Here is a 26,916-nt window from a genome sequence, read left to right as displayed (position 1 = left end):
CTTTCCATTACTGATTATCTCTATTTTATCACTAAAAAAAAGCATTATCATATTTTTCCATAACCTTCTTCATTTATTGCTAATATACTTATATAAAAAACGACTCGCTTTGAAAACAGAGTCGTTTCTACAAGATAGGCAAATTTACCTGAAGGCCTATTTGTCAGACATAAAAAGTTAAACCCATTTTTAGCTTTTTTATTGCAAGATATATCCTTTGCCCCAAGCGGTACGGACGCGTTTTTCAGTATAGTCGTATTCATCTAATTTCTCATTGATTCGTTTCGCCAAAATCGATAGCTGCGATTTTCGGGAATTCGTGCCGCCGTTGCCCCAAATTTTCCAGCAAAGGTCCTCTCGGTTGATAAATTGCTCTTCTGCTAGATTATTGAAAAAGATCTGTTCTTGCAGACTAAGAAATTTAGGGAACGATTCCTTCGTTACTGATGCCTTTTCTAACTTGCGAGTATTTGGTGGCAAAGCCGCCAAAAATTCTCTCAACTCGACAAATGACCGATTAAGATAGGTCGCATTTTCCGCTTTTTCCAGTATCGCTTCTTGTTCGTCATTCCCTGGCAAGATTCGAACGATCCGCTGTTGATAATAAGGAGCCAATGTCTGATTGAGCAATAAAAATTCTGGATCAGCAATTGTTTCACTGACAAATAAACAGTCAAATAACTTGGCACTTTCTATCAACCATTCCTCCTCTTCGGTACTTCTGCCCACGAACACTTCATGGCTCAAAATCTGCAGCTCCCGCTGCAAATCAATCTCATATGATATATTTTTCGTCAATATGATAATTCTCATGATACACCCTACTTTCCTTTCTTATTTATTCAGAAATGAGTTGGAAATGATTTCTGAATACTTTATGTTGACATTATTACTTATTTTTATCAGCTTGAGGTGTCATTTTTTGTTCATAAATGGTGATCTGGTGTCATGTTTTAAAAAATAGATCGACTTTCATTTCATGGTTCATACTCTTCGATAGCCAATAAAAAAGCAACCTGTTAGCCAGATTGCTTTCTTGTCCTCACTACTCCCACTTCAAATCCAACAGCTCCAGCATTTCATGGTAGGCGGTTTCGATCCGCTGGCGCTTTTCTTCAGGGACATTTTTGGCATATTGCCCATCTGGCAGATAATCTTCGGCAAGGTAGACTTGAAAATCATAGGCCTGCAAGACGCCGTATTCTGGATCATAATAGGTACGATCAGGGATCGGTTCTTTGGAGACCCAAGTCGGATGCAAGGCAATCTTGCTTAAATAGGTCCGCTGCCCTTCTTTGGAGATTTCAACTTCTGGGATGACGCCTCGTTCGGTCCAATAGTTGTTATTGACGGTTTCATAACGTTGATTCGACAATAAGTTTCCCATTGAATAAATGATAAATTTCTTTTCACCGTCCTTTTCGATGATTTCGGTTGGTTCTGCTACATGCGGATGGCCGCCGAAGATAATATCAGCACCAAAATCGATCATCTTCCGATAAACAGTTTGTTGTTCTTCCGTTGGTTCTAAAGAATACTCGACACCAGACTGAGGCATCACGATGGTGATATCCGCCAAGCTTTCCGCTTCTTTGATCTCTGCTTCCACTTTATCTAACGACAAGTCTTTCAAATAGGTGTCATACTCTGCTTGAGTTAAGCTTTCTTCAAGGCCATTGAAGCCATAGGCATAGGCCAAGAGAGCAACTTTGATCCCGTTGACTTCTTTGACCAGGATTCCGCTATTGTCGACCGTGACACCAATCGTTGCCAAGCCTTGGTCGTGAAAAGCAGCCGCCGTTGTTTTGATTCCTTCGATCCCTGTATCTAAAATATGGTTATGGGCAAGATCAATCACATCAAAGCCCGCGTCTTTGATACTGGCAACAGCATCGATAGGGGCGTTGAATAAGGGAAAACCGCCAAGCGGTTTATTAGGATTGATGGTTCCTTCAAAATCACCTAAAGCAAGGTCCGCCGATGCAATCAGCGGTTTGACTTGCTCAAAATCATTGTCAAAATCATAACGCTTCCCATCGTAAGCGCTTAAATAAACAGGTGTATGATAAAGCATATCGCCACTAGCTGTCACTGTGATGGTTTTTACTGCTGGCTTTGTTTCGGTAGAACTACTCGTTTCTTGCATTGGCTTTGTTGCCTTTGTCGATTCTGCTGTAAGACGCTGTTCAGGGATGCTTGTCGCTTGAATCACTAGATAAATCACTCCAAGTATGATTGCCAGCAACGCTGTACTTAACCCCACAATGATCCGCTGGCGTTTCTGACGCTCCCGTCTTCGTTGTTGTCTCATGCCCTCACCCTTTCACTCTGCTTTATCAAAAACCTATCTTCGTTTACGTTCTAACGAGGTTCCCTGCTCCCTTTCCTGCGACCCCCACTAAATAATATCTTTTCATTAAATAATTATACTATATTTGAGATTCCTTTAATAGGTCGTTTTGTAAAGAATAAAAAACAGCCCGATCGTGATCGAACTGTTTTATTCGCTTCTGAGTTGTTTTATTCGCTTCTTTTATTCTTTTCTATAGTAGCTCTGACCTCAGAAATTTTTGCTTCCTGAAGCTATTTTCTACTTTGCTTCCTCATGCTTCACGGGACAACTGCTATGACAATCAGAACAATGATCCTTTTTCACCAAGCGGTACACTACACGGGTGCCATAGCCAAAAATCAGTCCGCTTAGAATTATTGTAGCAATCATTTTTCGCCTCCTACGACTTGGATCAAGGGTACACTCCCGCGGAATGGTTTCTTCAACAGAGCAAATACCAATAGCCCAGCAATGAGAATTGCCGCGAAAACGCCCAGCGTGAGGTGTCCGCCTTCAAAGACGACGTGCCCGAATTGGTAGACCAACAAGCTGGCGCAGTATGCCAAGCCGCATTGATAGCCAATGGCTAACCACGTCCACTTGCTGTCCCCCATTTCACGGTGGATCGCACCGATAGCAGCAAAACAAGGGGCACATAGTAAATTAAAGACGAGAAAAGAGTATGCCGCCACAGCAGTGTAATCGCCGCGCAACACTTGCCAAATCTCCGTCCCGCTTTCTGACAACTCCCCAGTTTGTCCGTAGAGGATCCCAAAGGTGCCGATCACATTTTCTTTGGCGACCAGGCCAGTGATCGTGGCCACGGCGCCTCGCCAGGTTCCCCAGCCTAGGGGAGCAAAAAGCGGCGCCAAAAGTCGTCCGAAAAAGGCCAAAATGCTTTGGTCTTCTGTGACCCGCTGCAAGGCAAAGCTGTAGCTGGAGGTAAACCAGACAAAGATACAAGCCACAAAAATTATCGTACCGGCTTTTTTCACAAAAGCAATGGCTCGATCACAGGCACTTTTCAAAATCGTTGTGAGCTGCGGCAAGTGATACGCTGGCAGTTCCATAATAAATGGTGCCAGATCACCTGCAAATAAAGGCGTTTTTTTCAAGACGATCCCTGAAAAAATCACAGCACCCATGCCGACAAAATAGGCCGATGGGGCGACCCAACTATACTGAGGGAAAAAGGCTCCTGAAATCAATGCGATGATCGGCAATTTGGCAGAACATGGCATGAAGGTCGTGACCATCACCGTCAACCGACGATCCTTTTCATTTTCAATCGTTCGGCTTGCCATCACGCCGGGCACCCCGCAACCGGTAGCGATCAACATGGGGATAAACGACTTGCCAGATAGACCAAACTTGCGAAACAGGCGGTCCATGACAAATGCCACCCGTGCCATGTATCCGCAGTCCTCCAAGATAGCCAAACAAAAAAAGAGCACGAAGATCTGCGGCAAAAAGCCTAAGACCGCACCGACCCCTGCCACGATGCCATCTAAAATCAGTTCTTGCAGCCACTGGGCGACTTGCAGCTGTTCTAGCCAGTGCGCTGCTGTTTCGGGAATCCAGCTGCCAAATAATACATCATTGACCCAATCAGTACCGATCGTACCAATCGTCTGAATCGATAAATAGTAGATTCCCCACATAATGAAGGCAAAAATCGGTAGTGCCAATACGCGATGGGTCAACACACGGTCGATTTTGTCGCTGAAGGCTAAGTGCTGATCTGTTTCCTTGATGACTGCCAGCGCCAACAATTCTTCAATGAAGCCATAGCGCTCATTGACGAGAATGGCGTCACTGCTGTCTTTAAAGATCAGCTCTAAAATCGAAATCGTCTCCTGAAGGACTGCCTGCTGGGAATCAGTCAGTTTACACATCGTCTGAATCGCTTCATCTTTTTCAAAGAGTTTTATGGCAAACCAGCGTTTTTGCTGCTGAGGGATCGTCTCTGGCAAAATCGCCATGATCTCGGTCAAGCCAGCTTCTAGACGAGCATCGTAGCGGGGAGGAAGCGGTTGTGTATTGGCTACATGCTTCGCTGCCTCGATCATTTTGGTTAAGCCGCGTTGCTTCAAAGCACTGATCCCTACTACGGGAACCCCTAGACCGTAAGCCAGCTTTTCGAAATTGATCTGCAAGCCTTTTTTCTTTAATAGGTCGATCATGTTGATGGCTGCCACAGTCGGGACATTCATTTCTAATAATTGCAATGTTAGATACAGGTTGCGCTCCAGGTTGGTTCCATCGATAATATTGATCACCGCATCCAATGATGCTTCCATCAAATAATTGCGAGAAATCAGTTCTTCTGGTGTGTACGGCGACAAGGAATAGATCCCTGGTAGATCTTGGATCAATACTTGTCGGTCTTTTCGCAGTCGCCCCGCTTTTCGTTCCACGGTAACGCCTGGCCAATTCCCCACTGTTTGTTTGGCACCGGTCAATTGATTGAAGGTACTCGTTTTCCCGCTATTGGGATTTCCTGCTAATGCAAAGTGATAGGTCATTACGCTTCGACTCCTTTTTCGACAAAAACCAACGCTGCTTCTTGCTTTCTCAAAGACAATTCATAGCCGCGGAGCCGAATCTCCATCGGATCACCCAAAGGAGCCAGCTTCACCACTTCCAAATGGACGTTTTTCGTAAGCCCCATATCCATCAATCGACGGCGCACCGCACCTTTGGCGGCGATCTGATTGACCTTCCCGCTTTCACCGACTTGCAGCTGATCCAAAGAGGTAATGATGGTTTGCTGCTGGGTTTCTGTGACATCGATTTGTTCCATGACCCGTTCATCTAAAGCGATCCGCGTCCCTTGGTGTAAAATGATGCCGCCTTTGCGATCTTTTTGTACCACAACGATTTCAACGCCCGTGCGAATACCAAGATCATTTAAATGAGCCGTGATTTCTTTGGTGGTTGCCAACGAGTCGATTTTGTATGTTCCAGAAGCCCGAGTTTGCGCCATTTTCATTGCTTTTTACTCCTTTTGTGAAGTGTTGTTATAATTAACCTACTTTAATTGAGAATGATTATCATTATAATAGAGCCATTTCCATAAGAAGTCAATCTGTTTTGGGCCCCACTTTGAATCTTACTTCACAATACGGATTTTTTTTACTCATTTTGATTGCATATCCCCTGTATTAATTACGCAAAAACCTTGTAATTCTAAGTATTTTCCGCTTTTTTCCCTTGCATAAAAAACACAGAAACACTATAAATTGTGTATGCCGAATTCACAAGCACAAGATATAGTGTTTTTTCGTTGACTTTCTCCGAGACTTATTTATACTAGGTTTATAACTATTACAACTCGGAGGAAACAATTATGAATATCAAACTATTTTCGAAAAACAACTGCATGCAATGTAAAATGGCGAAACGCTTTTTAAGTGAAAATCAGATTGCATTTGAAGAAATCAATATTGATAATGAGCCTGAAGCATTAGAATTTTTGAAAGAACAAGGATTCCAAAGTGTGCCAGTCATTACCTCTGATGCGCAAACGATCATCGGTTTCCGTCCAGATCAACTACGTCAATTAGCGAGCTAAGATTTTTCTCAATGTGATGCTTTTGAGGGATTTGTCAGTCGTCCAGACCGCAAGTCCTTTTTTATACGAACAAAACAAGAAAAGAGGTTAGCCATTTATGAGCTTGAAAGAAATCAAAGATGTCAGTTATTTCAAATTGAATAATGAGATCAACCGTCCAGTAGATGGTCAAATTCCATTAAATAAAGACAAAGAAGCCTTAGCGGCATTCTTTAAAGAAAACGTTGAACCAAATACCTTAACCTTTGCGACTGCAATGGACAAAATCAATTATTTGATTGAAAATGATTATTTAGAAGAAGAATTTATCAAAAAGTATCGCCCTGCCTTTATTGAGCAATTGTATCAATTCTTAGATGAGCAACACTTTACTTTCAAATCATTTATGGCTGCTTACAAGTTTTATTCACAATACGCATTAAAAACGAATGATGGTACCGCGTATCTAGAACGTTACGAAGATCGGGTGGCTTTCAACGCCCTTTACTTTGCGGATGGCAATGAAGAGTTAGCAATGAGCTTGGCAGATGAAATGATCTACCAACGTTACCAACCAGCAACCCCTTCTTTCTTGAATGCAGGACGCAAACGTCGCGGTGAGTTGGTTTCTTGTTTCTTGATCCAAATCACTGATGACATGAACGCGATCGGTCGTGGGATCAACTCCGCGCTGCAACTTTCACGAATCGGTGGCGGTGTCGGGATCACGTTATCAAACTTGCGGGAAGCCGGCGCGCCTATTAAAGGCTACGAAGGGGCAGCAAGTGGTGTGATGCCTGTAATGAAATTGTTTGAAGATAGCTTCAGCTACTCAAACCAATTGGGTCAACGGCAAGGGGCTGGCGTGGTCTACTTGAACGTCTTCCACCCAGACATCATCAGCTTTTTATCAGCGAAAAAAGAAAATGCGGATGAAAAAATCCGTGTCAAAACCTTATCATTAGGCGTGATCGTACCTGACAAATTCTACGAATTGACGCGCAAAAATGAAGAGATGTATCTCTTTAGTCCCTACAGTGTCGAAAAAGAATATGGCGTGCCCTTCTCTTATGTCGATATCACCAAGGAATACGACAACTTAGTCATGAACCCACGGATTCGCAAAACCAAAATCAGAGCCCGTGATCTAGAAAACGAAATTTCTAAATTGCAGCAAGAATCTGGTTATCCTTATATCATCAATATCGATACAGCAAACCGCAGCAACCCAATTGATGGCAAGATCATCATGAGTAATCTTTGTTCCGAGATCCTTCAAGTCCAAGCACCATCTGAGATCAACGGCAAACAAGAATACGAAGTTTTAGGAACAGATATCAGCTGTAACTTAGGTTCCACCAATATCGTGAACTTGATGGACAGCCCTGACTTTGGGAAATCTGTTCGAGCAATGACTCGTGCCTTGACCTTTGTTACTGATGCGTCTGACATTGACGTAGTACCATCGATCCAAAATGGGAATGCCTTGAACCACACGATCGGTTTAGGCGCAATGGGCTTGCATACCTATTTTGCAAAAAATCAAATGGAATATGGTTCACCAGAATCCCTTGAATTTACTGATCTTTATTTCATGTTGTTGAACTATTGGACATTGGTTGAAAGCAATGCCATCGCCAAAGAAAAAGGCGAAGTTTTCCATAACTTTGAAAAATCAGCGTATGCAGACGGCAGCTACTTCACCGATTATATCCAAGGTGACTACCAACCAAAATCGGAAAAAGTCAAAGCATTGTTCGAAGGCGTCTTTTTACCAACTGGTGAAGATTGGGCAGCCTTGGCACAAACCGTCAAAGAAACCGGCTTGTATCACCAAAACCGCCTAGCCGTTGCACCAAATGGTTCGATCTCTTATATCAATGATACGAGTGCCAGCATCCACCCAATCACTCGGATGATCGAAGAACGCCAAGAAAAGAAAATCGGCAAGATCTACTATCCAGCACCTTACTTGAGCAATGAGACGATCGGCTACTACAAATCAGCCTACGATATGGATATGCGCAAAGTGATCGATGTTTACGCAACTGCTCAAAAACACGTCGATCAAGGTATGAGTATGACCTTGTTTATGCGTTCAGATATTCCAGAAGGTCTTTACGAATGGAAAGAAACGACAAAACAAACCACCCGTGATTTGAACATTTTGCGTCACTACGCTTTCCACAAAGGCATCAAATCGATCTACTATGTACGGACCTTTACAGATGATGCAGAAGAGATCGGCAGCAACCAATGTGAAAGCTGCGTCATCTAATCCAACTTTTGCCTGAAAACGAACCAACCGCCTGCCCCTGCTCTTTCTTGACAGCGGGTCGGCTGTTGTCTTGATACGATTATTGGAGGAACCGACTATGGGTAAGACTTACTATGAAGCAATCAACTGGAATGAGATCGAAGATATCATCGATAAATCCACTTGGGAAAAATTAACAGAACAATTCTGGTTAGATACGCGGATCCCTTTATCAAATGACCTTGATGACTGGCGGACGCTATCTCCATTAGAAAAAACAACGGTGGGCTACGTCTTTGGCGGCTTGACTTTATTAGATACCGTTCAATCAGAAAGCGGTATGGATCAACTGCGTAAAGATGTCCGCACCCCACATGAAGAAGCGGTCTTGAACAACATCCAATTTATGGAATCTGTCCATGCAAAAAGCTATTCATCGATTTTCAGCACCCTGAATACAAAAGCGGAGATCGCTGATATTTTTGAATGGACCAACACCAATCCATATTTGCAAAAGAAAGCCGAACGAATCAATGAGATCTACAAAAATGGCACACCGCTAGAGAAAAAAATCGCCAGTGTATTTCTAGAGACCTTCTTATTCTATTCAGGTTTCTATACACCCCTTTACTACTTAGGCAATAACAAACTAGCGAACGTAGCGGAGATCATCAAATTGATCATTCGTGACGAATCCGTTCACGGCACGTATATCGGCTACAAATTCCAATTAGGTTTCAACGAATTACCAGAAGACGAACAGCAAAAGCTGAAAGACTGGATGTACGACTTGTTGTATGAGTTGTATGAAAATGAAGAGCGTTATACCGAAGAATTATACGATGAGATCGGCTGGACCGAAGAAGTCAAAACCTTCTTGCGTTACAATGCCAATAAGGCTTTGATGAATCTAGGTCAAGACCCGCTTTTCCCAGATACCGCCAACGATGTCAATCCAATCGTCATGAACGGTATTTCAACTGGTACCAGCAACCACGACTTCTTCTCACAAGTTGGGAACGGGTATCTGCTTGGTTCCGTGGAAGCGATGAAAGACGATGACTACTTCATCGGACTTGATTGATCTGCTGACAAATAAACACCTTGTTTCTCGCCAATTGAGGGTGAGAAACAAGGTGTTTTTTAGTGAGCCAACTGGTCTTTGATAAAGGTCAACGTTTCTGTCAAACAGGCCTGTGCTTGGGGCAAGCTATAATCAAATTGGTATTCGTGGGTCACCGTTTCCGAATCCCCTTTGTAAAAGCGACTCGTCACGGGAATATCAAGAGCTTGCAGCTGGTTGGCAAAGGCAATGCCTTGGTCTTCAAAGGAATAGGCATTGCCATCCGTGATATACGTTGGTGGAAAATCAGCCGTCAATTTATCCACCAGTGAGATCTCCTGCAGTTGGGGACTATCTTGCCATTCTTTTTTGCCTAATAACGACCAAGCCACCGTTTTGACAAAGAATTTCATAAAGCGATCATCTGAAGAAGTCCCAGCGATCTGCTTCAAATCAAGCGGTCCGCAATAGGAAATAAACCCTTTCAGGGCCGATGCAGGAATGTCTTGATCAAAGGACATTTCCTTCGCATACGCTGGATTGGTTTGCAGAGCCACATATTGCCCAGCGATTTGGGCTCCTGCAGAATCCCCGCCGAAGAAGAGTTGATCGAAATCCAGCATGGGGTATGCTTGGGCATCTGCTTTGATCGAGTCTACCGCTTGGGCTAATTGTTTGACCTGTCCAGGATAATGCAGACTTGGTGCCCATTCATAATTAATCGAAATCACAGCGGCTTTGGTTTCATCGACGACATAGGTCGCAAACTCTTTGACCCCTTCTTTGTCTCCGCCGACATAGCCGCCCCCATGGACCCAAAAAATGACTGGAACAGGGCCTTCTTGTGCCTCTTTGGGATAATATAGATCAAAGGTACTACGTTGATAATCCGATTGATACGTCAAGTCCTGTTTGACCGTCACATTCGGCAAACTTTTTTGATAAGCTGCCTCATCCTTGATGGTCACTTCTTGGTTAAACAGATGACCGATCAAAAAAGCCCCCGGTCGTGGGGAGAGTTGAAAAGCCAGAAAAACGGCAGCTAAGAGTCCGATCAGGACAATCGCCACCCACATGAAAAAGCGCAGAATTTTTTTCAAGTAAAAGCTCCTTCCTTCTTTCTGTTTCAGCTTTTTCATTTAACCATGTTTTTTTAGCAAATTCAATGACAATCGCTAAAGATTAAAAAAGGATGATACCAATAGGCATCATCCTTAAAATAACATCGTTTATAATGGCAACATCATAAACAAACCAGCAGCGATCGCTGCCCCGATCATTGGACCGATGATTGGTACTAACGCATAGCCCCAATCGGAAGTCCCTTTGTTTTTGATTGGCAAGATTTGGTGAGCGATCCGTGGTCCTAAGTCCCGTGCCGGGTTGATGGCATAGCCTGTTGGTCCACCAAGCGACAGCCCGATCGCTAAGATCAAGATCCCAACGACGATGGGATTTAATCCATCCGTAAAGGTATTGGCACCAAAAGCCAATAAGCCAAAGACTAAGACAAAGGTTCCAATCACTTCAGTGATGGTATTCGATACTAAATTACGAACCGCAGGCCCTGTTGCAAAGGTGCCTAAAATCGCGCCTTGGTCTTTTGTTTCATCCCATAATGGCAAGTAGTTGAGCCAAACGAGGATCGCCCCTACGATCGCACCAGCAATTTGTGCCAGCATAAACGGTACAGCCAAGCTCCAAGAAAAATTCCCCGTCATCGCCATGCCTAATGTAACGGCTGGATTCAAGTGAGCAGGTCCCATGTACCCTGAAACGTAAACGGCAATCGTTACCGCTGTCGCCCAGCCCATTGCGATCACGATCCAGCCAGAGGCTTCTGCTTTACTCTTTTTCAGATTGACAGCCGCACACACACCATCCCCTAACAAAACCAAAATAGCCGTTCCTAGAAATTCACTAAAGATCTGGGTTGTTTCATTCATCTTTTTTTCCTCCTTTTAAGGCTGTTAAATCTGATTCTGCGATCACTTGGTTCAATTCTGCTACATGGGCTGCTTTTTCTTCCTCGCTCCAGCCAAAGAAGTCGGTCATAGCTGCAACGACACCGGCTTTGACTTCATCTAAGGTGTCTCGCATAAATAGGATATGGTTGGTCCGACGCAATAGATAATCGACAGGCGTCAGAACCATTTCTTCATGCAAGGAATAGTTCAAGGCCGTACTTTCTTTTTCATCTAAGCCCTCAAACTTCGTCTTGTAGTTCAACACTTGGGGAAGATTCGACCCATAAAGATGAGCCAAATACGTTGCAGCGGCTTCATCGAATCCAGCGGCTTGCGCTTGGTCAGCCAGCTTCGCTAAGTCTTCCTCTACATTGGCTGCATCAAGCTCACCACCAGAAACTGGGTACGTGGTTGAATCCACCAACTCGAAGGATGCACCGCTTTCTTGGAGCAATTCATTGATCCGTTTGACTGCTCCTTCCGCCATCAAGCGATAATCGGTGATTTTTCCCCCTGCCAACGTCAATAGTCCGTCTTTTGAGCGTTCCAAACTGCTGCCGCGAGAAACTTGCGATGGATCCACTTTGCTGGCTTCTACTCGTTCTTGTGCTTGTTTTACGGCTTTTTCTACGACTGGTCGCTGCCGCTCATCTTCAAGATACTCTTTGACGCTTTCAACGATCTGCTCAAAGCTTTCATCCGATAGTTTGCCTTTACCGCCGCCATTGTAATCAGACCCGCCATTATTCACAATCAACGGACGCAATCCTGCCCAGCTCGCTTCGATATCATTAAGGGTGATCTGAGCGTGAGGGAAGCGTTCATTCACGATGGTCAGTAGATAATCAACATCTTCTTGCGTGACCGTTGGATGGGCGAAATCGCCTGTATAATCCGTATCGGTTGTGCCAAAATAGGTCTTATTTTCTCTTGGTACCACGAAAACCATCCGACCATCATTTTTCCCAGTATCAAAATAGGTTGGTTGCGGCACTTTTAGTTTTTCCCGATCGACCACTAAATGGACACCTTTCGTCGGACGCATTTGTGGCGGCAACTCATCATTCTTGTCTAATTGACGAACGATGTCTGACCAAGGGCCTGTCGTGTTGATCACGACTTTGGCGTGAACCTCAAAGCGCTCGTTTGTCAGTTGATCCTCCACTTCTACCCCATTGATGATGCCTTGCTCATCATGTAAGATGCCGACGACTTTGGCTTTACTGATCATTGCTGCCCCATCGGCTTGTGCTCGTTTGATGTTTTCGATCACCAAGCGGGCATCGTTGTTGCGAAAATCAAGATAGACACCGCCACCGACTAAGTTTTCCGCCTGCAGCTGAGGTTCGCGTTCTAAGACCTCTTCTTTCGTCAGCAGATAATTTTCGTATTTACTGCCTGTCACATTCGCTAAGCGATCATAAAGATCCATCGCCACTTTGACAGAAAACAAGGAGAAGGTTGCCCCTGGTTCATCATAGATTGGCAAAAGCATTGGATCTGGTTTCGGGATATGCGGAGCAATTTGCTGCACGATCGCCCGCTCCCGCACGGTGTCAGCGACCACTTCCACGTCAAAGGTTTTCAAATAGCGAATACCGCCATGAACGAGTTTGGTGGACCGCGAAGACGTTCCTTCGGCAAAATCCTGCATTTCCAAAAGAACCGTCTTCATCCCAGCGGCTGCGGTTTGAACAGCAACCCCCGCGCCAGTGATCCCACCACCGATGATCAATACATCATAGGTGGTCTTTGCCGCTTCTTGAATGGTTTGCTTCCGATCTTTATGTGAAAAGGTCATGGCTTACTCGCCTTCTTTCTTCGCTTTGAATTTGAAGGTCTGAGTAGCTGCCACCGCTTGTTTCCAGCCTTCGTACAAATTGTCTCTTTCTTCTGCTGGCATTTCTGGTGTAAACATTTGCCCTTCTTCTGCCATTGATTTCAATTCATCCAAGTCTTTCCAGAAGCCAACCGCTAGCCCTGCCAAGTAAGCTGCACCTAATGCGGTTGTTTCCAGATTCGCAGCTCGTTGCACGTCAATGTCTAAAATGTCCGCTTGGAACTGCATCAATAGATCGTTTTTGGCTGCACCGCCATCGACTTTCAGCAATGGGATATCGATGCCAGAATCTTTTTTCATCGTGTCGATGACATCTTTTGATTGATACGCAACAGCTTGCAATGTTGCCCGAACAAAATCTTCCTTCGTCGTCCCACGAGTCAAGCCAAAGACGGCTCCTCTTGCATCTGAATCCCAATAAGGTGCACCCAATCCAGTAAAGGCAGGCACCACATACACTTCATTATCGCCTTTTGCTTTGGCAGCTATTTCTTCTGATTGCGGAGAAGACTCGATCATTCGTAGACCGTCCCGCAGCCATTGGATCGCTGATCCAGCAACGAAGATACTTCCTTCTAAGGCATAATAGACTTTGCCGTTGATGCCATACCCGATGGTCGTCAGTAGGTCATTGTCAGACAATTGTGGTTCTTCTCCCGTATTCATGACGATAAATGCCCCAGTGCCGTAAGTATTTTTGATCATGCCTTTTTCAAAGGCCATTTGTCCAAAGAGGGCGGCTTGTTGGTCCCCAGCCATTCCAGCGATTGGTACTTCACTGCCGTAAAAATGGTAGCTGCGGGTGTGACCATAGACTTCTGAGTTGCTTTTGACTTCTGGCAGCATCGAGCTTGGAATGTTCAAAAGATCCAAGATTTCTTGATCCCACTCTAATTTATGAATGTTGTAAAGCATCGTCCGACTAGCATTGGAGTAATCGGTGACATGGACTTGCCCATCTGTCAGTTTCCACACAAGCCATGAATCGATCGTTCCGAAAAGTAGCTCGCCATTATCCGCCTTTTCTTGTGCCCCTTCGATATTGTCTAAAAGCCAGCGCACCTTGGTCGCTGAGAAATACGCATCAATGACTAACCCAGTTTTTTCATGGATCATCTCTGTATGGCCATCTGCTTTTAATTGGTCAGCGATCGGTGAAGATTGGCGGGATTGCCAAACGATTGCATTTGCGATCGGCTGGCCTGTCGTTTTGTCCCAAACCACTGTCGTTTCACGCTGGTTGGTGATCCCGATGCCGGCGATTGCTTCTGGTCGGATACCTGATTCAATAAATGCCCCTGCGATGACTGATTGGACAGAGTTCCAAATTTCGTTGGCGTTGTGTTCTACCCAACCCGATTTTGGGAAGTATTGCGGAAACTCTTTTTGTGAACTGCCGATTTTTTTCCCATTACGATCAAAAATAATTGCTCTTGAACTAGTGGTTCCTTGGTCGATCGCCATTACATAATTTTTTTCTGCCATTTGATTCGCTCCCTTTAGTTTTTTATACGCTTTTATTGTTAGCGCTTTCTGACTTGCTTTTATTTTAGCTGAACTTTCGCTATGTGGTTCGTCAATTTTTTTTCAAATTTCTAAGAAATTGACGAAATCCACTATTGAAAGCGTTCGCGGATCATTTTTTTGATCGTTTCCCGATCATAAGCGGTACCTAGTTCACTGATTCGATAAGTCGGTGTTTTCGTCTCGATAGCATAATTTGCCAAGATCAAATCATATTCTTGTTCCGGGCGATAGCGTTCCACGACTACGCCATTCAAATTTTTGAGATACAGCAGCCACATGTAGTAGAGGGCTTCTTTAAACAGTTCATCCATTTTCAAAGCGATCCCGACGCGAAACTCCCGATTGATTTGATAATCGATGATCGTGATCACGCTCAAGTATTTGACCATCGTCATCATCAACAAACTATTTTTATCAGATGGCTTGATATCAAGCTCTGCTAAAGCCTTATCCAATAGTTCGTGACTGATTTGCTGGATGTTACGACTGGATAGCTGCGCTTCTAACTGCCAAATATTTTCTCGATCAAAAACCTCCACATCCCCTTTGAAAAAATACACGCGGCTGTGGATCTGCAGCAGGTGACCATAACAAGTGGCTTCGATTTCACGGGGAACAAACGATGGGCGGTAGAGATGCAAAATATGTTCCAAAATCAAGGTATCCGTCAAGGCAGTTGGTGTAAACCGAGAACGCTGCAGCATATACACTTGCAGATCGTGTTCGGATAACACCGAGAACGACAGTAAAAAGACAAAGTGCAGCATCGCCTCCTCTTCTCTGACTTCTAATGCATAATGGCCAAACCCACGAAATACCAACTCCCGTAATTGCTGAAACAAAGGATCTTTCGTGTAGGGTACCATTTTCTCCCGTAAGACTTGAAAGGATTGAGTAGCAATTTTCAGTCGCGCCTTCATGATCCTCAGCCATAGGGACAAGCGCTGTTGGGCTTCTTTCGTGAAGGTCATGTTCAGACCTCGTGTGATCAGACCGACGTATTTTTCATCGATCGGCAGCGGCTGACTGTCGAAAGAATGGACATACCAAAAGAGTTCAAAATAGAAATAACGAATTTGCGTTTCTTCCCCAATCAGCTTTCCTTGCCAGATCTCTAACTCGAATTCTGCTAGCAAGCCATTTAGCTCTTTGATTTTGCGAAACAAGGATGACTCGCTGACCGCTAATTTTTGTGCCAGCTGGACAGTGGTCACCTCTTGATGCTGCAAAAGATGCTCGAGGATTTGAAATTTCAATGCTGAACGATAAAACGCCCATTCGATTTGATTAAGGGAAAAAGTGGGACTCATTTCAAAGACCAGGACACCTTTTCGATAATACAACTGACACTGCTCTTGGTAGTGAGCCAGCTCATCTTGCAACTCCTCCACATATTTTTCCAAGGAAGGCTTACTGATGCCAAGATAGCTCGCCAGCTCGTGCAGCTCCATTTTTCCGCCCACCAGTAAAAGCTTTTTGAGCAGCTGCAATTGCTTTGCTTCTTTTTTTTCTAATAACTGATCAAGTCTCATCGGCATCACTTCCCGACCGTAGAAAAGTTTCGTCGATTACATTAGTGAACCGTGGATGGAAGAAAAAGTCTTTTTGGGTCAACTCCTCCATCGTTGCCTGCTGCTCGATCGCAAACGCTAGTAAATTGATTTTTTCCAAAATATTGGCTTTTGATAAAAGCTGCGCACCAACGATTCGGCCGCTGGCTTGTTCGATCATCACTTTTCCATGAACCTGTGTTGGATCAAACAAGGAACTGGCGGCAGTAAACGCATGACAGACGATCGGAGATTCGAAGAAAAACCGATCCGACTCGGTCAAGCCGGTGCTTGCTAAGTACCACCCAAACAGTTTCGTACCGACTGTCCGCAATCCGCCACGAAACGGGGTGGTTTTGCTTGCCAGATTGCGAGCTGCTGCGATTCCTGAGCGAACAGCATTGTTGACTAAGGGCATATAGACCGTGTCTTTCGTAATAGCATTCGGAATTTGGATCAAATCGCCGACCGCAAAAATATCCGTGGCAGAAGTTTCCAAGTAGGCATCTGTCCAGATGGTTTGATCACTGTGTAATTCAAAGACCGCAAATGCCTCTGGCAAGCGAGGATGAACGTTGACTGTCGTCAATACCAGATCGCTTTCATAGCCTTGATCGGCGGTTTCGATCCGAAAGCCTGTTTCCGTTTTAACGACTGCCAAAGTTGGCTTGGACCAATGCAGCTGCAAGTTGGGGATTTTTTCGATCTCCGTTAAAAAGGGCTGCAAAAAATCGTGATCAAAGTACTTGAATAAAGGATATGACATTGATTCGATCACACTGACTTTTTTTCCGATCGCAGTCAAGGTATTCGCCGCTTCCATCCCCGCTTGACCAGCACCTACGATGGTAATCGACTCTGCTTGGGGCAATTGCTGCAAGAAATGCTTGGCTGCCTCATATTCCTTGTAGGTCAGTAGTGCTTCTTCTGGTTGTGGCAAAACAGTGGAATCTTGACTGGAGCCTGCTGCCAAGACGAGTCGATCATAACTTAGTTCTCGCTTATCCGTTCGAATCCGATGATCCGAAGGAAAAATCTCCAGAAGCGTTTCTTCTAAGGCAACGTCGATCGTTTCTGCCTCCAGCTGCTCCTTCGTACAAAAGAATGCTTCTTCCAGCGATGCGATCCTGCCTTCGATCAGCAATAACAAACCGCTTGGAACAAACCCAAGATGGGCTTTTTTTTCTATCAATAAAATCTCTGCGTCAGGGTATAATCGGCGTGCTTCACGGGCGCAGCTGACACCCCCAAAGGACCCGCCTATGATAATGATTTTCATTGGATCACCTCTCTCCCTTAGCTTAAATGAAACGCTCTCATTTGACGAGTAAAAAGCTATCAGGCTGACTATTTTTTTGTTAACTGCGGTAAAATAAATGAGACCTATGCTACACTATACGCAAAGGAGTGTTCAAATGGTTTTCTTTTATCAATTCATGCTGGGATTGTTTGCCAGTACATTCGTTGCAGCGGCAGCATTCGTCTTTCAGTGGCTGACTGTTTCTGGCGCACTGGCTGCGATTCTTTGCGGCACACTGGTCATTGGCTTTGGTCCGTGGTACAGCATCTTTTTGATTGGCTTTTTCTTTGCCAGCTCTGGCATCATTGGTCTTTTAAAGAAAATGCGCAGTCAGCCAGAGTTAGCTGTGCTTGCCAAAGGTGCTCGCCGTGATGCAAAACAAGTCTTTGCGAACATCACACCAAGCATCTTTGCTCTACTGCTTGCCTTTTGGACGAAAGAACCGCTATTCCTTTGGGGATTTGTAGCGGGAATCGCTAGCTGTACGGCTGACACTTGGGGCTCAGAAATCGGCGTGCTGAGTCCAAGTCCACCGCGTCACTTACTAACGGGAAAAAAATTACCACCGGGACTTTCCGGTGGTGTCAGTTGGTTGGGAACTGCCGCTTCCCTAGCAGGGAGTCTCTCCATCACTGGTTTATTCGCAGCAGCCTTATGGTTGAACGGCAAGCCGTTCTCCTTTGATCTCTGGTTGACCTTGACTGCTTTAGGCTTTGGCGGTAGTCTTTTGGACAGCTTACTGGGCGCAACGATTCAGGTGCGCTATCAATGTCCTGTCTGTCACCAATACACCGAAAAAAAAGTCCACCACGACGTTGCCACCAAGCAAGTCGGCGGTCTTTCCTTTGTAACGAATGAAGGGGTCAATTTGCTGAGTTCAATAGTGATCGTTATTTTGACTGTATGTTTCTTTTACTTAAAAATGTCTACCGCATCATAAAAAAAGCAGCAAAGCACGTCACTAATGTGAGGTGTCTTGCTGCTTTTTGACTCAATACCGATTAAGCAATATCCACTAAGCGGATCTTCGTGACATTTTTGTAGACAGACAATTCTTCGATCACTTCAGAAAAGCCTAGCCCTCGGGGGAGATCAATCGTATAAATGTTGGTATAAATGCGATAGTCTTCCATAAATTTTACATCAAAATTGACATCTTCGATCACGATATTTTTCTCTTGGAAGTACTCCGTCAAAAACTCTTTGGTCTCGGTGCGATGGATGTAATGGATCTCTAATTTTTTTGCTGTCGGTACGCGGACGATCCGCTTAACGATCGTCAATGCAAAGAAGATCCCGATAAAACTGCTTAATGCGATGGTGTAAAAGCCCATCCCGATGGCAATTCCTAAACCTGCGATCGCCCATAAGGAAGCAGCCGTCGTCAACCCCGTCACCGAGCGCTTCGTCACAATGATCGTTCCAGCGCCTAGAAAACCGACCCCGCTGACGACTTGTGCGATCAATCGTGCTTCGTCTGAACGAATCACGCCCGCTAAATCTGGATGATCCAGCGCATCTCGCATGGCACCTGTGGCGATCTCCACTTGGATCAAGGCAATGACACAAGCTCCCATGCAAACCAAGATATGGGTTCTAAGACCAGCTGGTCGACTTTTGTATTGCCGCTCGTACCCAATCGCTCCTCCCATGATCATTGCCAGCAGCAATCTCAGCGCTACTTCAGGAATGGATAAATGCATATCAACCATTTGCATCCCTCTTTTCTTCGTATTCTCTCTTTTAACTATAGCATCTCTGATGAAAAAAAGAAAAAAACAGCGCCGAATCAGTCAAATAAAAAAAGCCCCCTCAGAAAATAAGCAAGTAAGCTACAAACCATTGCTCGCAGCTGCGCTGGCGCTACTGCACAAGCGCAGGGGGAAGCTGCGAGGATGGCTCATTTTTCCTTCTGACTTATTTCTGAAAAGGGCTGATTTTGTTTTACAGGTTGCTGGCAGCAGCCTCATCGATGATCACGATCACGTCATCATGCTTTTGTAAAACAGAAGCCGGTAATTCGTTGGTTACGGGTCCTTCAATCATTTTTTGGATCGCATCCGCTTTGACTTCGCCAAATGCCATCAAAATGATTTTTTTGCTTTGCATAATCGAACCGATCCCCATTGAAATTGCCGTCGTTGGGACGTCTTCGACTTTATCAAAGTAGCGTTTGTTGGCATTGATGGTCGATTCAGTCAAATCAACGACTGAGGTCGTTCCTTCAAAAGATGCACCAGGTTCGTTGAAGCCGATATGTCCGTTTTGACCGATACCCAAGATTTGGATATCAACTGGGTGATCCGCAATCACGCTATCGTAGCGTTGGCATTCTGCTTCTAAGTCTTCCGCTTTGCCGTTTGGTACGAAGGTTTCTTTGAATGGTTTTTTATTGAATAAATGAGCATTCATGAAGTAGCGATAGCTTTGTTCGTCTTCGCCGCCTAGTCCTACGTATTCATCTAAGTTGACTGAAGTCATTTCTGAAAAATCAACTTCACTGGCAGTCATTTCTGCATAAAGGGTCTCTGGCGTGCTTCCTGTTGCTAAACCTAGCACCTTGGCGCCATTTGCCATACCTTCTTGAATCAATTCAAAAGCTTTCTTTCCGCCTTGAGCAGCATCTTTGACGCGAATAATTTCCATGATCAGCGCTCCGTTTCTATTTGGTATAGTCCAATAATACCACAGGTTGTGTTTAATTACAATAATTAGTCTAGACCAGATGACGATTTTTTCTCGCCAATCAAAAAAAGACGAGCTCTAAAGTGCGCTCGTCTCTACTCGTATTCTACTTGCTTACCAATTCGTATAAACATCAATACCGCTATGACCGACACCTGTGTCATAGACTTTATAGGCACCTAAAGATGATTGACCAGTCGATCCTTTCGGTTGATTATCACTGGCAACAACGATGTACCCATCGGCATCACGGATGGTTCCGTCTGATGCTACATGGCGACCAGGGATATTCAATCCGCCTCCTGGCAAGACTTTTTGTGAGTAGTACGATTCTCTCACTCCATTGAAATAGTTGATCCCATCCACTGGATTCAAGACACCAGAACCAGCACCAGGAACGCTTGAACGAGTTTGACTCATGTTAGCAGTCGCTGTAGACTCACTTTTTTCTGTGCTTTCTTTCGTACTTGTTTCTTTGTTTTCTACTGATTGGCCATCGTTAGAAACCAACAATGTTTCGCCATCAAAAATCATATTTGGATTTTCGATCGAATCATTTAAAGCTAAAAGGTCTTCGACCGTTGTTTGATAAGTAGCAGCGATCCCAGATAGAGTGTCTCCTGGTTTGACAACATGGGTTTGTTCTGCTGCTGAAACAACTGTTCCGCCAACGAATAAACCAAATCCTGCAACAACTGTAAATGCAAATTTTTTCAAATGAAAAAACCTCTCTTTTAATTATTTGTCCCGCTATCGGGCACAAGTAAGAGAATAACATTACAATATTGCAGGAAGGTTTCAGAAATATTTTTCATTATCACAATTGTTAAACAGAAAGTTACAGGATTTTTATTCAAAAATGCTAAACTTACAATATTGTTATCCCTTTCGATGAGTGCTTTTAGTGGCCACATGCTATAGTGATGCTAGTAATGGAAAGGAATGACACCCATGAAAAAACTACTAGTAACGCTTGGCGTTTTGATTATTGTCGTAGCCGGCTATTTCGGCTACACGTACTATGCAACAACGTATCGCGGCATCACGGCTTATGCTATCACACCCAACAAAGTCCCTGAAAAGACACAGACCTACAGCGATTCTGGTGAAAAAATCGATGGCTCTTTTACCTACAAATACACCTTTGAATTCGTAAAGAAAAATGGTGAAAAAGAACTCATGACCTATGACCTGACGGGCGAAAATGTAAAACCATTGGCTCCAAATACTTTAGTCAAAGCAGAAATCAGTAAGACCCGCATCATTTCTGGTCCCAATGAAGTCCCTCAATCAGAAGTCCCCGCAAAAATACTATCTGAGCTGGAAACCTTTGACGAATAAGGACTTCTTACAAGAAACTTTCTACTTTTTAAGGTTCATTTTACTTTGACCGACTATGCTAGCTTTATACCAAAACTATTTTTCTTCCTCTTACCAGTCCTCACCCGACTGGTATTTTTTGATTTTTCCCAATGGTCAAGAGTTACACTTCTTATAGACAGAACCGCTCTAGGTTCGCAATGGGTTTTTTCTCAAATTTTGATCAAGTAGCTATTGATGATCGGAAATAAATAAAAACCAGAATCAAGAGGATAAACGCTGGTTTCATCATAAAAAAACCGCTAGATTGTTTATCTCTAGCGGCTTTTTTTGCGATTTTAATAGAGTTCCAAGTATTGTTCTCTTTCCCACTCGGAGACTGTTTGGCGGAAGGCTGCCCATTCTAATCGTTTTGCTTCGACAAAGTTGGCATAGATGTGTTTGCCTAAGGCATCGATCATCACTTGGTCTTTGCGCAATGCTTTGATGGCATTGTGGATCGTTGATGGCAGATCTTCGATTTGTGCTTCTGCCCGTTCTGTTTCGTTCATGATATAGATGTTGCGGTCGACAGCTGGTGGTGGTGTCAACTCACGTCTAACGCCATCAAGTCCTGCTTGTAATAAAACAGCCATTGCTAAGTATGGGTTAGCGGATGGGTCAACTGAACGCAATTCCAAACGCGTTGACAAGCCTCTTGATTCTGGTACCCGAATCAATGGTGAACGGTTGCGTCCTGACCATGCCACGTATACAGGCGCTTCGTAACCTGGCACTAAGCGTTTGTAAGAGTTGACAGTTGGGTTGCAGACAGCTGTGTAAGCACGGGCGTGTTCGATCAAACCGCCTAAGAAGTGATACGCTGTTTGGCTTAATTGCATTGGTCCTTCTTCATCAAAGAAGACATTTTCATCACCTTTGAACAAGGACATGTTGCAGTGCATGCCTGAACCGTTGATGCCGAACAATGGTTTTGGCATGAAGGTCGCATGCAAGCCGTGTTTACGAGCAATGGTTTTCACGACAAGCTTGAAGGTTTGGATGTTGTCACATGCTTCCACTGCATCCGCATATTTAAAGTCGATTTCGTGTTGCCCTGGTGCTACCTCATGGTGAGACGCTTCAACTTCAAAGCCAAGGCTTTCTAATTCTAATACGATATCGCGACGGCAGTTTTCCCCTAGATCGGTTGGGGCAAAATCGAAGTAGCCGCCTTTGTCGTTTAATTCAGTTGTGATTTCGCCTGCTTCATCTAATTTGAATAGGAAAAATTCTGGTTCAGGACCAAGATTGAAAGAAGTAAAACCAAGGGATTGCATGTCAGCTAACGCCCGTTTTAAGTTGCCGCGAGGGTCGCCTGCAAATGGGGTGCCATCTGGATTGTAGATATCACAGATCAAACGAGCCACTTTGCCATGTTCACTTTCCCAAGGGAAGATCATCCAGGTGGACAAATCAGGATACAGATACATGTCACTTTCTTCAATACGGACAAATCCTTCAATAGAAGAACCGTCAAACATCATTTTGTTTTCCAGTACTTTATCTAATTGACTTACAGGTACTTCAACGTTCTTGTTCGTTCCTAAAATATCAGTAAACATCAAGCGTAAAAAGCGCACGTTCTCATCCTTTACGATTTGTTTGATGTCTTCGGCAGTTCTTTCAAATTTTGGCATAGTATCCCTTCCTTTTTCCCAATTCTTTTTTATATCACAGCAACGATCTACTAATGCTCTACATTCGTGGACCTTTTTGCTGGTATGGCTGTTGTTGATTCAATCCACCTTGAGCCAAGAGTTCATCATAAAAAATTCGACGTACATCTTCATCGGTCAGCGGCGGTTTGTTCTTCGCTTCTTTTTCTTTGGCAACTTTCATTTCATAAACTCGTTTGATTCCCGCCATGTTCAGTCCATCGGAAAGATAGTCTTTGATCTCAAGCAAGGTATCAATATCATTCAGCGAGTACATTCGTCGATTGCCATCGCTGCGTTCCGGGTGGATCAATTCTTGTTCTTCGTAATAACGAATTTGACGGGCGGTGAGATCGGTCAATTTCATGACTGTTCCGATAGGAAAGACTGACATTGAGCGCCGCAATTCTTTTTCCCGCATAACTTGGCTCCCCTCCGTTTCAATGATGCTGCGTAACTTTATGGAAACTATACCAATTCTTTTTTTGCGTGTCAACCCCTCATGTTAGAAAAAGTGACATGAATGCAATTTTTTTTGATTTTTCCACTGAGTCCTTGATTTGATCGCATGTTCAAGCAGTCCTTTTTCTGGAAGAAATGGTGCCTTAGCCAAAAATGTTCGGGTTTTGCACTTGAAGGAAGTCAAACCACTTATACTTCCATAATTTTGTCACCACAAAAAAAACGGTGCATCGGCTGCACCGCTTCTGTTTATTCTTGTTCTTGCGCCATTCTGCGTAGTGGATAGGTATCCTCCAGCGCAAATCCTTTGATATGATAGGTCTGTGTTGCTTCATCGAAGGCATTGCTCAACACTAGCGACTCCCGTTTTAAACGATTCAGCGCATTGCCTTCATAGGCTTGCAACACCAGATGATAAGGCTGCATGATCTGCATCAATTCCATTTTGATCGCCTGAGTCAAGCGCTCTTTGCCTTTGGTACTCTTTGCTGAGATCAAGACATTGGGAAAGAGCGTTGGGACAAACTGATCGGCGTCGATGCGATCCGCCTTATTGTAGACCGTCAACATCGGTAATTGGGTCAAAGAAAGTTCCTCCATTAATTTTAAGACCGTCTCCTCTTGCTGGACCCGTTCTTCGGAACTGGCATCGACGACATGCAGCAAGAAGTCCATGTTTTGACTTTCCTCCAGTGTGGAATGAAACGCATCAATCAATTGGGTCGGCAATTCTTGGATAAAACCAACCGTATCGGTAATGGTGACTTCGAATCCTTCTGGCATCCGCCAGCGTTTCGTCAAAGGATCGAGTGTCGCAAACAACTGGTCTTGCTCATACGTATCCGCACTGGTCAAAATGTTTAAAATAGTTGATTTTCCAGCATTGGTATAACCAATCAAGCCCATTTGAAAGACTTGGCTGTCTTTGCGCTTTTGGCGTGTTCGGTCTCGATGGGCTGCCACTTCCTTCAATTCCCGTTTGGTGATGGTGATGCGGTTGCGGATGTGGCGACGATCGGTCTCCAGCTTGGTTTCCCCTGGCCCTCTCGTTCCGATTCCGCCCCCTAGCCGAGACATGTTCTTTCCTTGCCCTATCAAGCGTGGAAGCAAATAATCCAGCTGCGCCAATTCTACTTGCAGCTTTCCTTCTTTGGAACGGGCACGCATCGCAAAAATATCAAGGATCAGCTGAACGCGATCAATCACTGGCACTTCTAGCGCATCACCGATCAACTGGCTTTGCCTTGGTGTCAGTTCATGATTGAAGATCACTAGATCTGCTTCATGTGCTTCTGCCAACTGCTGCAATTCCGCAACTTTCCCCTTGCCGATCACGGTTTGTCGATCGACTTGCTGCCGTTTTTGCACCAGTGAAAAAACAACTTCACCATTGGCGGTTTTTGTTAAGCTTTTCAATTCTTTCATTGACGAATCAAAATGAAGATAGTTTTTCTCCGTTTCTACTCCGACAAGAATCACACGTTCTTGGCTCATCTTTTCTCCTCCAACCATTGGTCGATTTCTGTTTCAAGGGTACGTTGTTCTTCAGGTTGCCTCACTAAATCAATCCATCGGGGCTGTGCTCGGTTATTGAACCACGTCAACTGCCGCTTGGCGTAGCGGCGTGAGTTTTGCTTGATTTGCTCAATGGCCTCCTCCAATGTGGCCTGCCCTTGTAAATAGGGCAAAAATTCCTTGTAGCCGATCCCCTTAGCGGCTTGCGTTTCTGGATACTGCAAAACAGCTTTTGCTTCTTCGATCAAGCCTTGATCCATCATCAAGTCCACCCGCTGATTGATTCGCTGGTATAACACTTCTCGCTCAGTGGTTAACCCGATCATGAAGAAATCGTACAAAGCTTGTGGTGTCTCTTTTGGTGCAGCGATACTTTCGCCAGTCGTTTCAAAAACCTCCAACGCACGAATCACTTTCCGCTCATTGTTGTAGTGGATCTTCGCTGCTGCCAAGGGATCGACCGCCTGCAGCTTTTGCCATAAAGCTTCTTTGCCGATGGCTGCTGCTTCTTGTTCGTAATGCTGACGAATCGTTGGGTCGCCTTCTTCTGCCCCTAAACGAAAGTCATACAAAAGCGCTTGGATGTATAACCCTGTTCCCCCTACAACGATCGGCAGCTTTCCTTGCTGCTGGATCGTCTCGATGGCTTCACGCCCCATTTGCTGGAAATCAGCGGCAGAGTATGCTTCCGTCATCCCACGAATATCGATCAAATGATGAGGAATCCCTGCCATTTCTTCCTTCGTCACTTTGGCGGTACCGATATCTAACTGACGGTAAATTTGCATGGAATCCCCGCTGATGATCTCCCCATGGTATTTTTGGGCTAACTGGATACTCAAGGCGGTTTTGCCGACTGCGGTCGGTCCCACGATTACTAAGACTTTTTTCATCCTTTTGTTTCCTCGCGAACCTGTTGCACAATTGCCCGAGCTTTTTCTGGAAAATCGGTGATGATCCCCGTCAACCCCAGAGCCAAGCAGGTGCGAATCGCCGCTTCTTCGTTGACAGTCCACGGACGGATCGCGATCGGAAAATCAGTTAAGACCGTTGCTGTCTCTTGGACCCAGCGATAGGCAGGATGAATTCCTTCGATATACGGTCGGCTGAGCGCCAACGGTGGTTTGTCTTCCCCGCGTCCCATAATAAAATCAAGGGTCGCATCCGGTTCGATCGCATGCATCCGATCCAAGGTCTCGATATTGAAGGAACAATACCAATGAGTAAAGGGCCATTCTTGACTATTCATTAAGTCGGATACTTTGGCTTCGATTCCTTCATACTCATAATGATCGGTTTTTAATTCGATCGTCAAAATGCCACGATAATTCTTCGCTGCAAGTAAATCCAACACTTCTTTTAGCGTGGGGACTTTGGCGGCTTGGAATTCCTCAGAAAACCAGCTGCCAGCATTGAGGTCTTTTAGTTCAGCAACCGTCAGGTCACAGATCCGACCTTTGCCGTTGGTCGTTCGATCAACCGTTTCATCATGCATGACGATCAAGCCGCCATCTTTTGATAGATGTACATCTAACTCAATGATATCAGCTTTGACCCGCACCGCTTCCGCAAATGCTGGTAGCGTGTTTTCAGGTCGGTTGCCGCTACTCCCGCGGTGGGCAACGATTTGTACCATCATTCTTTCACTCCATTCTCACTCTTTATTTTACCATGGAATCTACTAGAACCAAAAAGCCTCTGTTTGTTTCGATCCTCTTAATGAATAATAACGCTTTGTTTCGGTCAAAGAAAAACACCCTTACTATGATCGCAGTAAGAGTGTGTGTGATCAGTTAAAAAAGCGCAACCGTCGATACTCTGGTTTGGTTGCCTTAACCAAGGAAAACG

Annotated in this window: 24 protein-coding genes; 5 read left to right on the top strand and 19 right to left on the bottom strand. The window is 44.6% G+C overall.

What is annotated here, in order from left to right; genetic code table 11:
- Positions 1 to 198: 198 nt before the first annotated feature.
- The 5 genes from IGI77_RS03595 to IGI77_RS03575 all read right to left on the bottom strand — a co-directional run bounded on the left by IGI77_RS03595 (position 199) and on the right by IGI77_RS03575 (position 5,324).
- Positions 199 to 813, bottom strand: coding sequence for a transcriptional regulator (locus IGI77_RS03595; protein WP_074934499.1), 615 nt, complete (start codon positions 811 to 813; stop codon positions 199 to 201).
- Positions 814 to 1,045: 232 nt separating this feature from the next.
- Entirely contained in the window at positions 1,046 to 2,311 is a 1,266-nt protein-coding gene (locus tag IGI77_RS03590) for a CapA family protein (protein WP_438769491.1), read from the bottom strand.
- Between the two features lie 279 nt (positions 2,312 to 2,590).
- On the bottom strand, positions 2,591 to 2,722 hold the full coding sequence (locus tag IGI77_RS03585; protein WP_438769490.1) for a FeoB-associated Cys-rich membrane protein: 132 nt from the start codon (positions 2,720 to 2,722) through the stop codon (positions 2,591 to 2,593).
- Positions 2,719 to 4,857, bottom strand: coding sequence for a ferrous iron transport protein B (gene feoB / locus IGI77_RS03580; protein WP_438769489.1), 2,139 nt, complete (start codon positions 4,855 to 4,857; stop codon positions 2,719 to 2,721). Before feoB ends, IGI77_RS03585 begins: the two co-directional genes overlap by 4 nt.
- Complete coding sequence (locus IGI77_RS03575; protein ID WP_060793026.1) at positions 4,857 to 5,324, bottom strand: FeoA family protein; 468 nt, start codon at positions 5,322 to 5,324, stop codon at positions 4,857 to 4,859. The genes feoB and IGI77_RS03575 overlap by 1 nt, the downstream gene beginning before the upstream one ends.
- 357 nt (positions 5,325 to 5,681) lie before the next feature.
- Between IGI77_RS03575 and nrdH the strand changes: the two genes are divergently transcribed.
- The 3 genes from nrdH to nrdF all read left to right on the top strand — a co-directional run bounded on the left by nrdH (position 5,682) and on the right by nrdF (position 9,226).
- Positions 5,682 to 5,906 (top strand): glutaredoxin-like protein NrdH, encoded by a 225-nt coding sequence (gene nrdH / locus IGI77_RS03570; RefSeq protein WP_005225182.1) that lies wholly within the window; start codon positions 5,682 to 5,684, stop codon positions 5,904 to 5,906.
- A 97-nt stretch (positions 5,907 to 6,003) separates the two neighbouring features.
- Complete coding sequence (gene nrdE / locus IGI77_RS03565; RefSeq protein WP_005225181.1) at positions 6,004 to 8,163, top strand: class 1b ribonucleoside-diphosphate reductase subunit alpha; 2,160 nt, start codon at positions 6,004 to 6,006, stop codon at positions 8,161 to 8,163.
- A 97-nt stretch (positions 8,164 to 8,260) separates the two neighbouring features.
- Positions 8,261 to 9,226 carry a class 1b ribonucleoside-diphosphate reductase subunit beta gene (gene nrdF, locus IGI77_RS03560; RefSeq protein ID WP_005225180.1) on the top strand — a complete coding sequence of 322 codons (966 nt, stop codon included), beginning with the start codon at positions 8,261 to 8,263 and terminating at the stop codon, positions 9,224 to 9,226.
- Positions 9,227 to 9,285: 59 nt separating this feature from the next.
- On the opposite strand, the gene IGI77_RS03555 is transcribed toward nrdF, so the two are convergent.
- From IGI77_RS03555 to IGI77_RS03530, 6 genes are all read right to left on the bottom strand, one after another.
- The gene (locus IGI77_RS03555) at positions 9,286 to 10,344 is read right to left on the bottom strand and encodes an alpha/beta hydrolase (protein WP_050759597.1); all 1,059 of its coding nucleotides are present in this window, start codon (positions 10,342 to 10,344) and stop codon (positions 9,286 to 9,288) included.
- Positions 10,345 to 10,434: 90 nt separating this feature from the next.
- A complete protein-coding gene (locus IGI77_RS03550) occupies positions 10,435 to 11,151 on the bottom strand; it encodes an MIP/aquaporin family protein (RefSeq protein WP_005225178.1) in 717 nt (238 codons plus the stop codon).
- Positions 11,144 to 12,973: a type 1 glycerol-3-phosphate oxidase gene (gene glpO, locus IGI77_RS03545; protein WP_142973618.1), complete on the bottom strand. Its 1,830-nt coding sequence runs from the start codon at positions 12,971 to 12,973 to the stop codon at positions 11,144 to 11,146. Before glpO ends, IGI77_RS03550 begins: the two co-directional genes overlap by 8 nt.
- 3 nt (positions 12,974 to 12,976) lie before the next feature.
- Positions 12,977 to 14,497, bottom strand: a complete 1,521-nt coding sequence (gene glpK, locus IGI77_RS03540; protein ID WP_005225176.1) for a glycerol kinase GlpK — start codon at positions 14,495 to 14,497, stop codon at positions 12,977 to 12,979.
- Between the two features lie 131 nt (positions 14,498 to 14,628).
- Positions 14,629 to 16,071: a helix-turn-helix domain-containing protein gene (locus IGI77_RS03535; protein WP_015509062.1), complete on the bottom strand. Its 1,443-nt coding sequence runs from the start codon at positions 16,069 to 16,071 to the stop codon at positions 14,629 to 14,631.
- Positions 16,061 to 17,368: an FAD-dependent oxidoreductase gene (locus IGI77_RS03530; protein ID WP_438769488.1), complete on the bottom strand. Its 1,308-nt coding sequence runs from the start codon at positions 17,366 to 17,368 to the stop codon at positions 16,061 to 16,063. Before IGI77_RS03530 ends, IGI77_RS03535 begins: the two co-directional genes overlap by 11 nt.
- 136 nt (positions 17,369 to 17,504) lie before the next feature.
- Here IGI77_RS03530 and IGI77_RS03525 point away from each other — a divergent pair, with 136 nt between their 5' ends.
- On the top strand, positions 17,505 to 18,329 hold the full coding sequence (locus tag IGI77_RS03525; protein WP_438769487.1) for a DUF92 domain-containing protein: 825 nt from the start codon (positions 17,505 to 17,507) through the stop codon (positions 18,327 to 18,329).
- 61 nt (positions 18,330 to 18,390) lie between these two features.
- Here the strand turns inward: IGI77_RS03525 and IGI77_RS03520 are convergent, their stop codons facing one another.
- From IGI77_RS03520 to IGI77_RS03510, 3 genes are all read right to left on the bottom strand, one after another.
- Entirely contained in the window at positions 18,391 to 19,101 is a 711-nt protein-coding gene (locus IGI77_RS03520; protein WP_438769485.1) for an MgtC/SapB family protein, read from the bottom strand.
- A 232-nt stretch (positions 19,102 to 19,333) separates the two neighbouring features.
- Positions 19,334 to 20,035 carry a glucosamine-6-phosphate deaminase gene (gene nagB / locus IGI77_RS03515; RefSeq protein ID WP_005225171.1) on the bottom strand — a complete coding sequence of 234 codons (702 nt, stop codon included), beginning with the start codon at positions 20,033 to 20,035 and terminating at the stop codon, positions 19,334 to 19,336.
- A gap of 153 nt (positions 20,036 to 20,188) precedes the next feature.
- The gene (locus tag IGI77_RS03510) at positions 20,189 to 20,791 is read right to left on the bottom strand and encodes a LysM peptidoglycan-binding domain-containing protein (protein ID WP_195961423.1); all 603 of its coding nucleotides are present in this window, start codon (positions 20,789 to 20,791) and stop codon (positions 20,189 to 20,191) included.
- 234 nt (positions 20,792 to 21,025) lie between these two features.
- On the opposite strand from IGI77_RS03510, the gene IGI77_RS03505 reads away from it, so the two are divergent.
- Positions 21,026 to 21,415, top strand: a complete 390-nt coding sequence (locus IGI77_RS03505) for a YxeA family protein (protein ID WP_060792935.1) — start codon at positions 21,026 to 21,028, stop codon at positions 21,413 to 21,415.
- A 317-nt stretch (positions 21,416 to 21,732) separates the two neighbouring features.
- Here the strand turns inward: IGI77_RS03505 and glnA are convergent, their stop codons facing one another.
- The 5 genes from glnA to IGI77_RS03480 all read right to left on the bottom strand — a co-directional run bounded on the left by glnA (position 21,733) and on the right by IGI77_RS03480 (position 26,707).
- Complete coding sequence (glnA, locus tag IGI77_RS03500) at positions 21,733 to 23,073, bottom strand: type I glutamate--ammonia ligase (protein ID WP_005225167.1); 1,341 nt, start codon at positions 23,071 to 23,073, stop codon at positions 21,733 to 21,735.
- A gap of 58 nt (positions 23,074 to 23,131) precedes the next feature.
- Positions 23,132 to 23,512, bottom strand: a complete 381-nt coding sequence (locus IGI77_RS03495; protein WP_005225166.1) for a MerR family transcriptional regulator — start codon at positions 23,510 to 23,512, stop codon at positions 23,132 to 23,134.
- Positions 23,513 to 23,802: 290 nt separating this feature from the next.
- Positions 23,803 to 25,047, bottom strand: a complete 1,245-nt coding sequence (gene hflX, locus IGI77_RS03490) for a GTPase HflX (RefSeq protein WP_438769484.1) — start codon at positions 25,045 to 25,047, stop codon at positions 23,803 to 23,805.
- Positions 25,044 to 25,961 (bottom strand): tRNA (adenosine(37)-N6)-dimethylallyltransferase MiaA, encoded by a 918-nt coding sequence (miaA, locus tag IGI77_RS03485; protein WP_438769483.1) that lies wholly within the window; start codon positions 25,959 to 25,961, stop codon positions 25,044 to 25,046. Before miaA ends, hflX begins: the two co-directional genes overlap by 4 nt.
- Complete coding sequence (locus IGI77_RS03480; RefSeq protein ID WP_010747465.1) at positions 25,958 to 26,707, bottom strand: glycerophosphodiester phosphodiesterase; 750 nt, start codon at positions 26,705 to 26,707, stop codon at positions 25,958 to 25,960. Before IGI77_RS03480 ends, miaA begins: the two co-directional genes overlap by 4 nt.
- Positions 26,708 to 26,916: the final 209 nt, after the last annotated feature.

The sequence above is a fragment of the Enterococcus sp. DIV0213h genome (assembly GCF_051711285.1).
Taxonomy (GTDB): domain Bacteria; phylum Bacillota; class Bacilli; order Lactobacillales; family Enterococcaceae; genus Enterococcus_D; species Enterococcus_D casseliflavus.
The sequence above is the reverse complement of the archived record's forward strand: the minus strand, read 5'-3'. Positions and strand labels throughout refer to the sequence as shown.

What these genes read in the sequence shown, in the direction of transcription:
- glpK (WP_005225176.1), bottom strand. Translation starts at nt 14,497, where the DNA reads ATGGCAGAAAAAAATTATGTAATGGCGATCGACCAAGGAACCACTAGT.
- hflX (WP_438769484.1), bottom strand. Translation starts at nt 25,047, where the DNA reads ATGAGCCAAGAACGTGTGATTCTTGTCGGAGTAGAAACGGAGAAAAAC.
- IGI77_RS03595 (WP_074934499.1), bottom strand. Translation starts at nt 813, where the DNA reads ATGAGAATTATCATATTGACGAAAAATATATCATATGAGATTGATTTG.
- IGI77_RS03535 (WP_015509062.1), bottom strand. Translation starts at nt 16,071, where the DNA reads ATGAGACTTGATCAGTTATTAGAAAAAAAAGAAGCAAAGCAATTGCAG.
- glpO (WP_142973618.1), bottom strand. Translation starts at nt 12,973, where the DNA reads ATGACCTTTTCACATAAAGATCGGAAGCAAACCATTCAAGAAGCGGCA.
- IGI77_RS03505 (WP_060792935.1), top strand. Translation starts at nt 21,026, where the DNA reads ATGAAAAAACTACTAGTAACGCTTGGCGTTTTGATTATTGTCGTAGCC.
- nrdH (WP_005225182.1), top strand. Translation starts at nt 5,682, where the DNA reads ATGAATATCAAACTATTTTCGAAAAACAACTGCATGCAATGTAAAATG.
- feoB (WP_438769489.1), bottom strand. Translation starts at nt 4,857, where the DNA reads ATGACCTATCACTTTGCATTAGCAGGAAATCCCAATAGCGGGAAAACG.
- IGI77_RS03555 (WP_050759597.1), bottom strand. Translation starts at nt 10,344, where the DNA reads ATGAAAAAGCTGAAACAGAAAGAAGGAAGGAGCTTTTACTTGAAAAAA.
- IGI77_RS03525 (WP_438769487.1), top strand. Translation starts at nt 17,505, where the DNA reads ATGGTTTTCTTTTATCAATTCATGCTGGGATTGTTTGCCAGTACATTC.
- IGI77_RS03585 (WP_438769490.1), bottom strand. Translation starts at nt 2,722, where the DNA reads ATGATTGCTACAATAATTCTAAGCGGACTGATTTTTGGCTATGGCACC.
- glnA (WP_005225167.1), bottom strand. Translation starts at nt 23,073, where the DNA reads ATGCCAAAATTTGAAAGAACTGCCGAAGACATCAAACAAATCGTAAAG.
- nrdF (WP_005225180.1), top strand. Translation starts at nt 8,261, where the DNA reads ATGGGTAAGACTTACTATGAAGCAATCAACTGGAATGAGATCGAAGAT.
- miaA (WP_438769483.1), bottom strand. Translation starts at nt 25,961, where the DNA reads ATGAAAAAAGTCTTAGTAATCGTGGGACCGACCGCAGTCGGCAAAACC.
- nrdE (WP_005225181.1), top strand. Translation starts at nt 6,004, where the DNA reads ATGAGCTTGAAAGAAATCAAAGATGTCAGTTATTTCAAATTGAATAAT.
- nagB (WP_005225171.1), bottom strand. Translation starts at nt 20,035, where the DNA reads ATGGAAATTATTCGCGTCAAAGATGCTGCTCAAGGCGGAAAGAAAGCT.
- IGI77_RS03530 (WP_438769488.1), bottom strand. Translation starts at nt 17,368, where the DNA reads ATGAAAATCATTATCATAGGCGGGTCCTTTGGGGGTGTCAGCTGCGCC.
- IGI77_RS03480 (WP_010747465.1), bottom strand. Translation starts at nt 26,707, where the DNA reads ATGATGGTACAAATCGTTGCCCACCGCGGGAGTAGCGGCAACCGACCT.
- IGI77_RS03495 (WP_005225166.1), bottom strand. Translation starts at nt 23,512, where the DNA reads ATGCGGGAAAAAGAATTGCGGCGCTCAATGTCAGTCTTTCCTATCGGA.
- IGI77_RS03550 (WP_005225178.1), bottom strand. Translation starts at nt 11,151, where the DNA reads ATGAATGAAACAACCCAGATCTTTAGTGAATTTCTAGGAACGGCTATT.
- IGI77_RS03520 (WP_438769485.1), bottom strand. Translation starts at nt 19,101, where the DNA reads ATGGTTGATATGCATTTATCCATTCCTGAAGTAGCGCTGAGATTGCTG.
- IGI77_RS03575 (WP_060793026.1), bottom strand. Translation starts at nt 5,324, where the DNA reads ATGAAAATGGCGCAAACTCGGGCTTCTGGAACATACAAAATCGACTCG.
- IGI77_RS03590 (WP_438769491.1), bottom strand. Translation starts at nt 2,311, where the DNA reads ATGAGACAACAACGAAGACGGGAGCGTCAGAAACGCCAGCGGATCATT.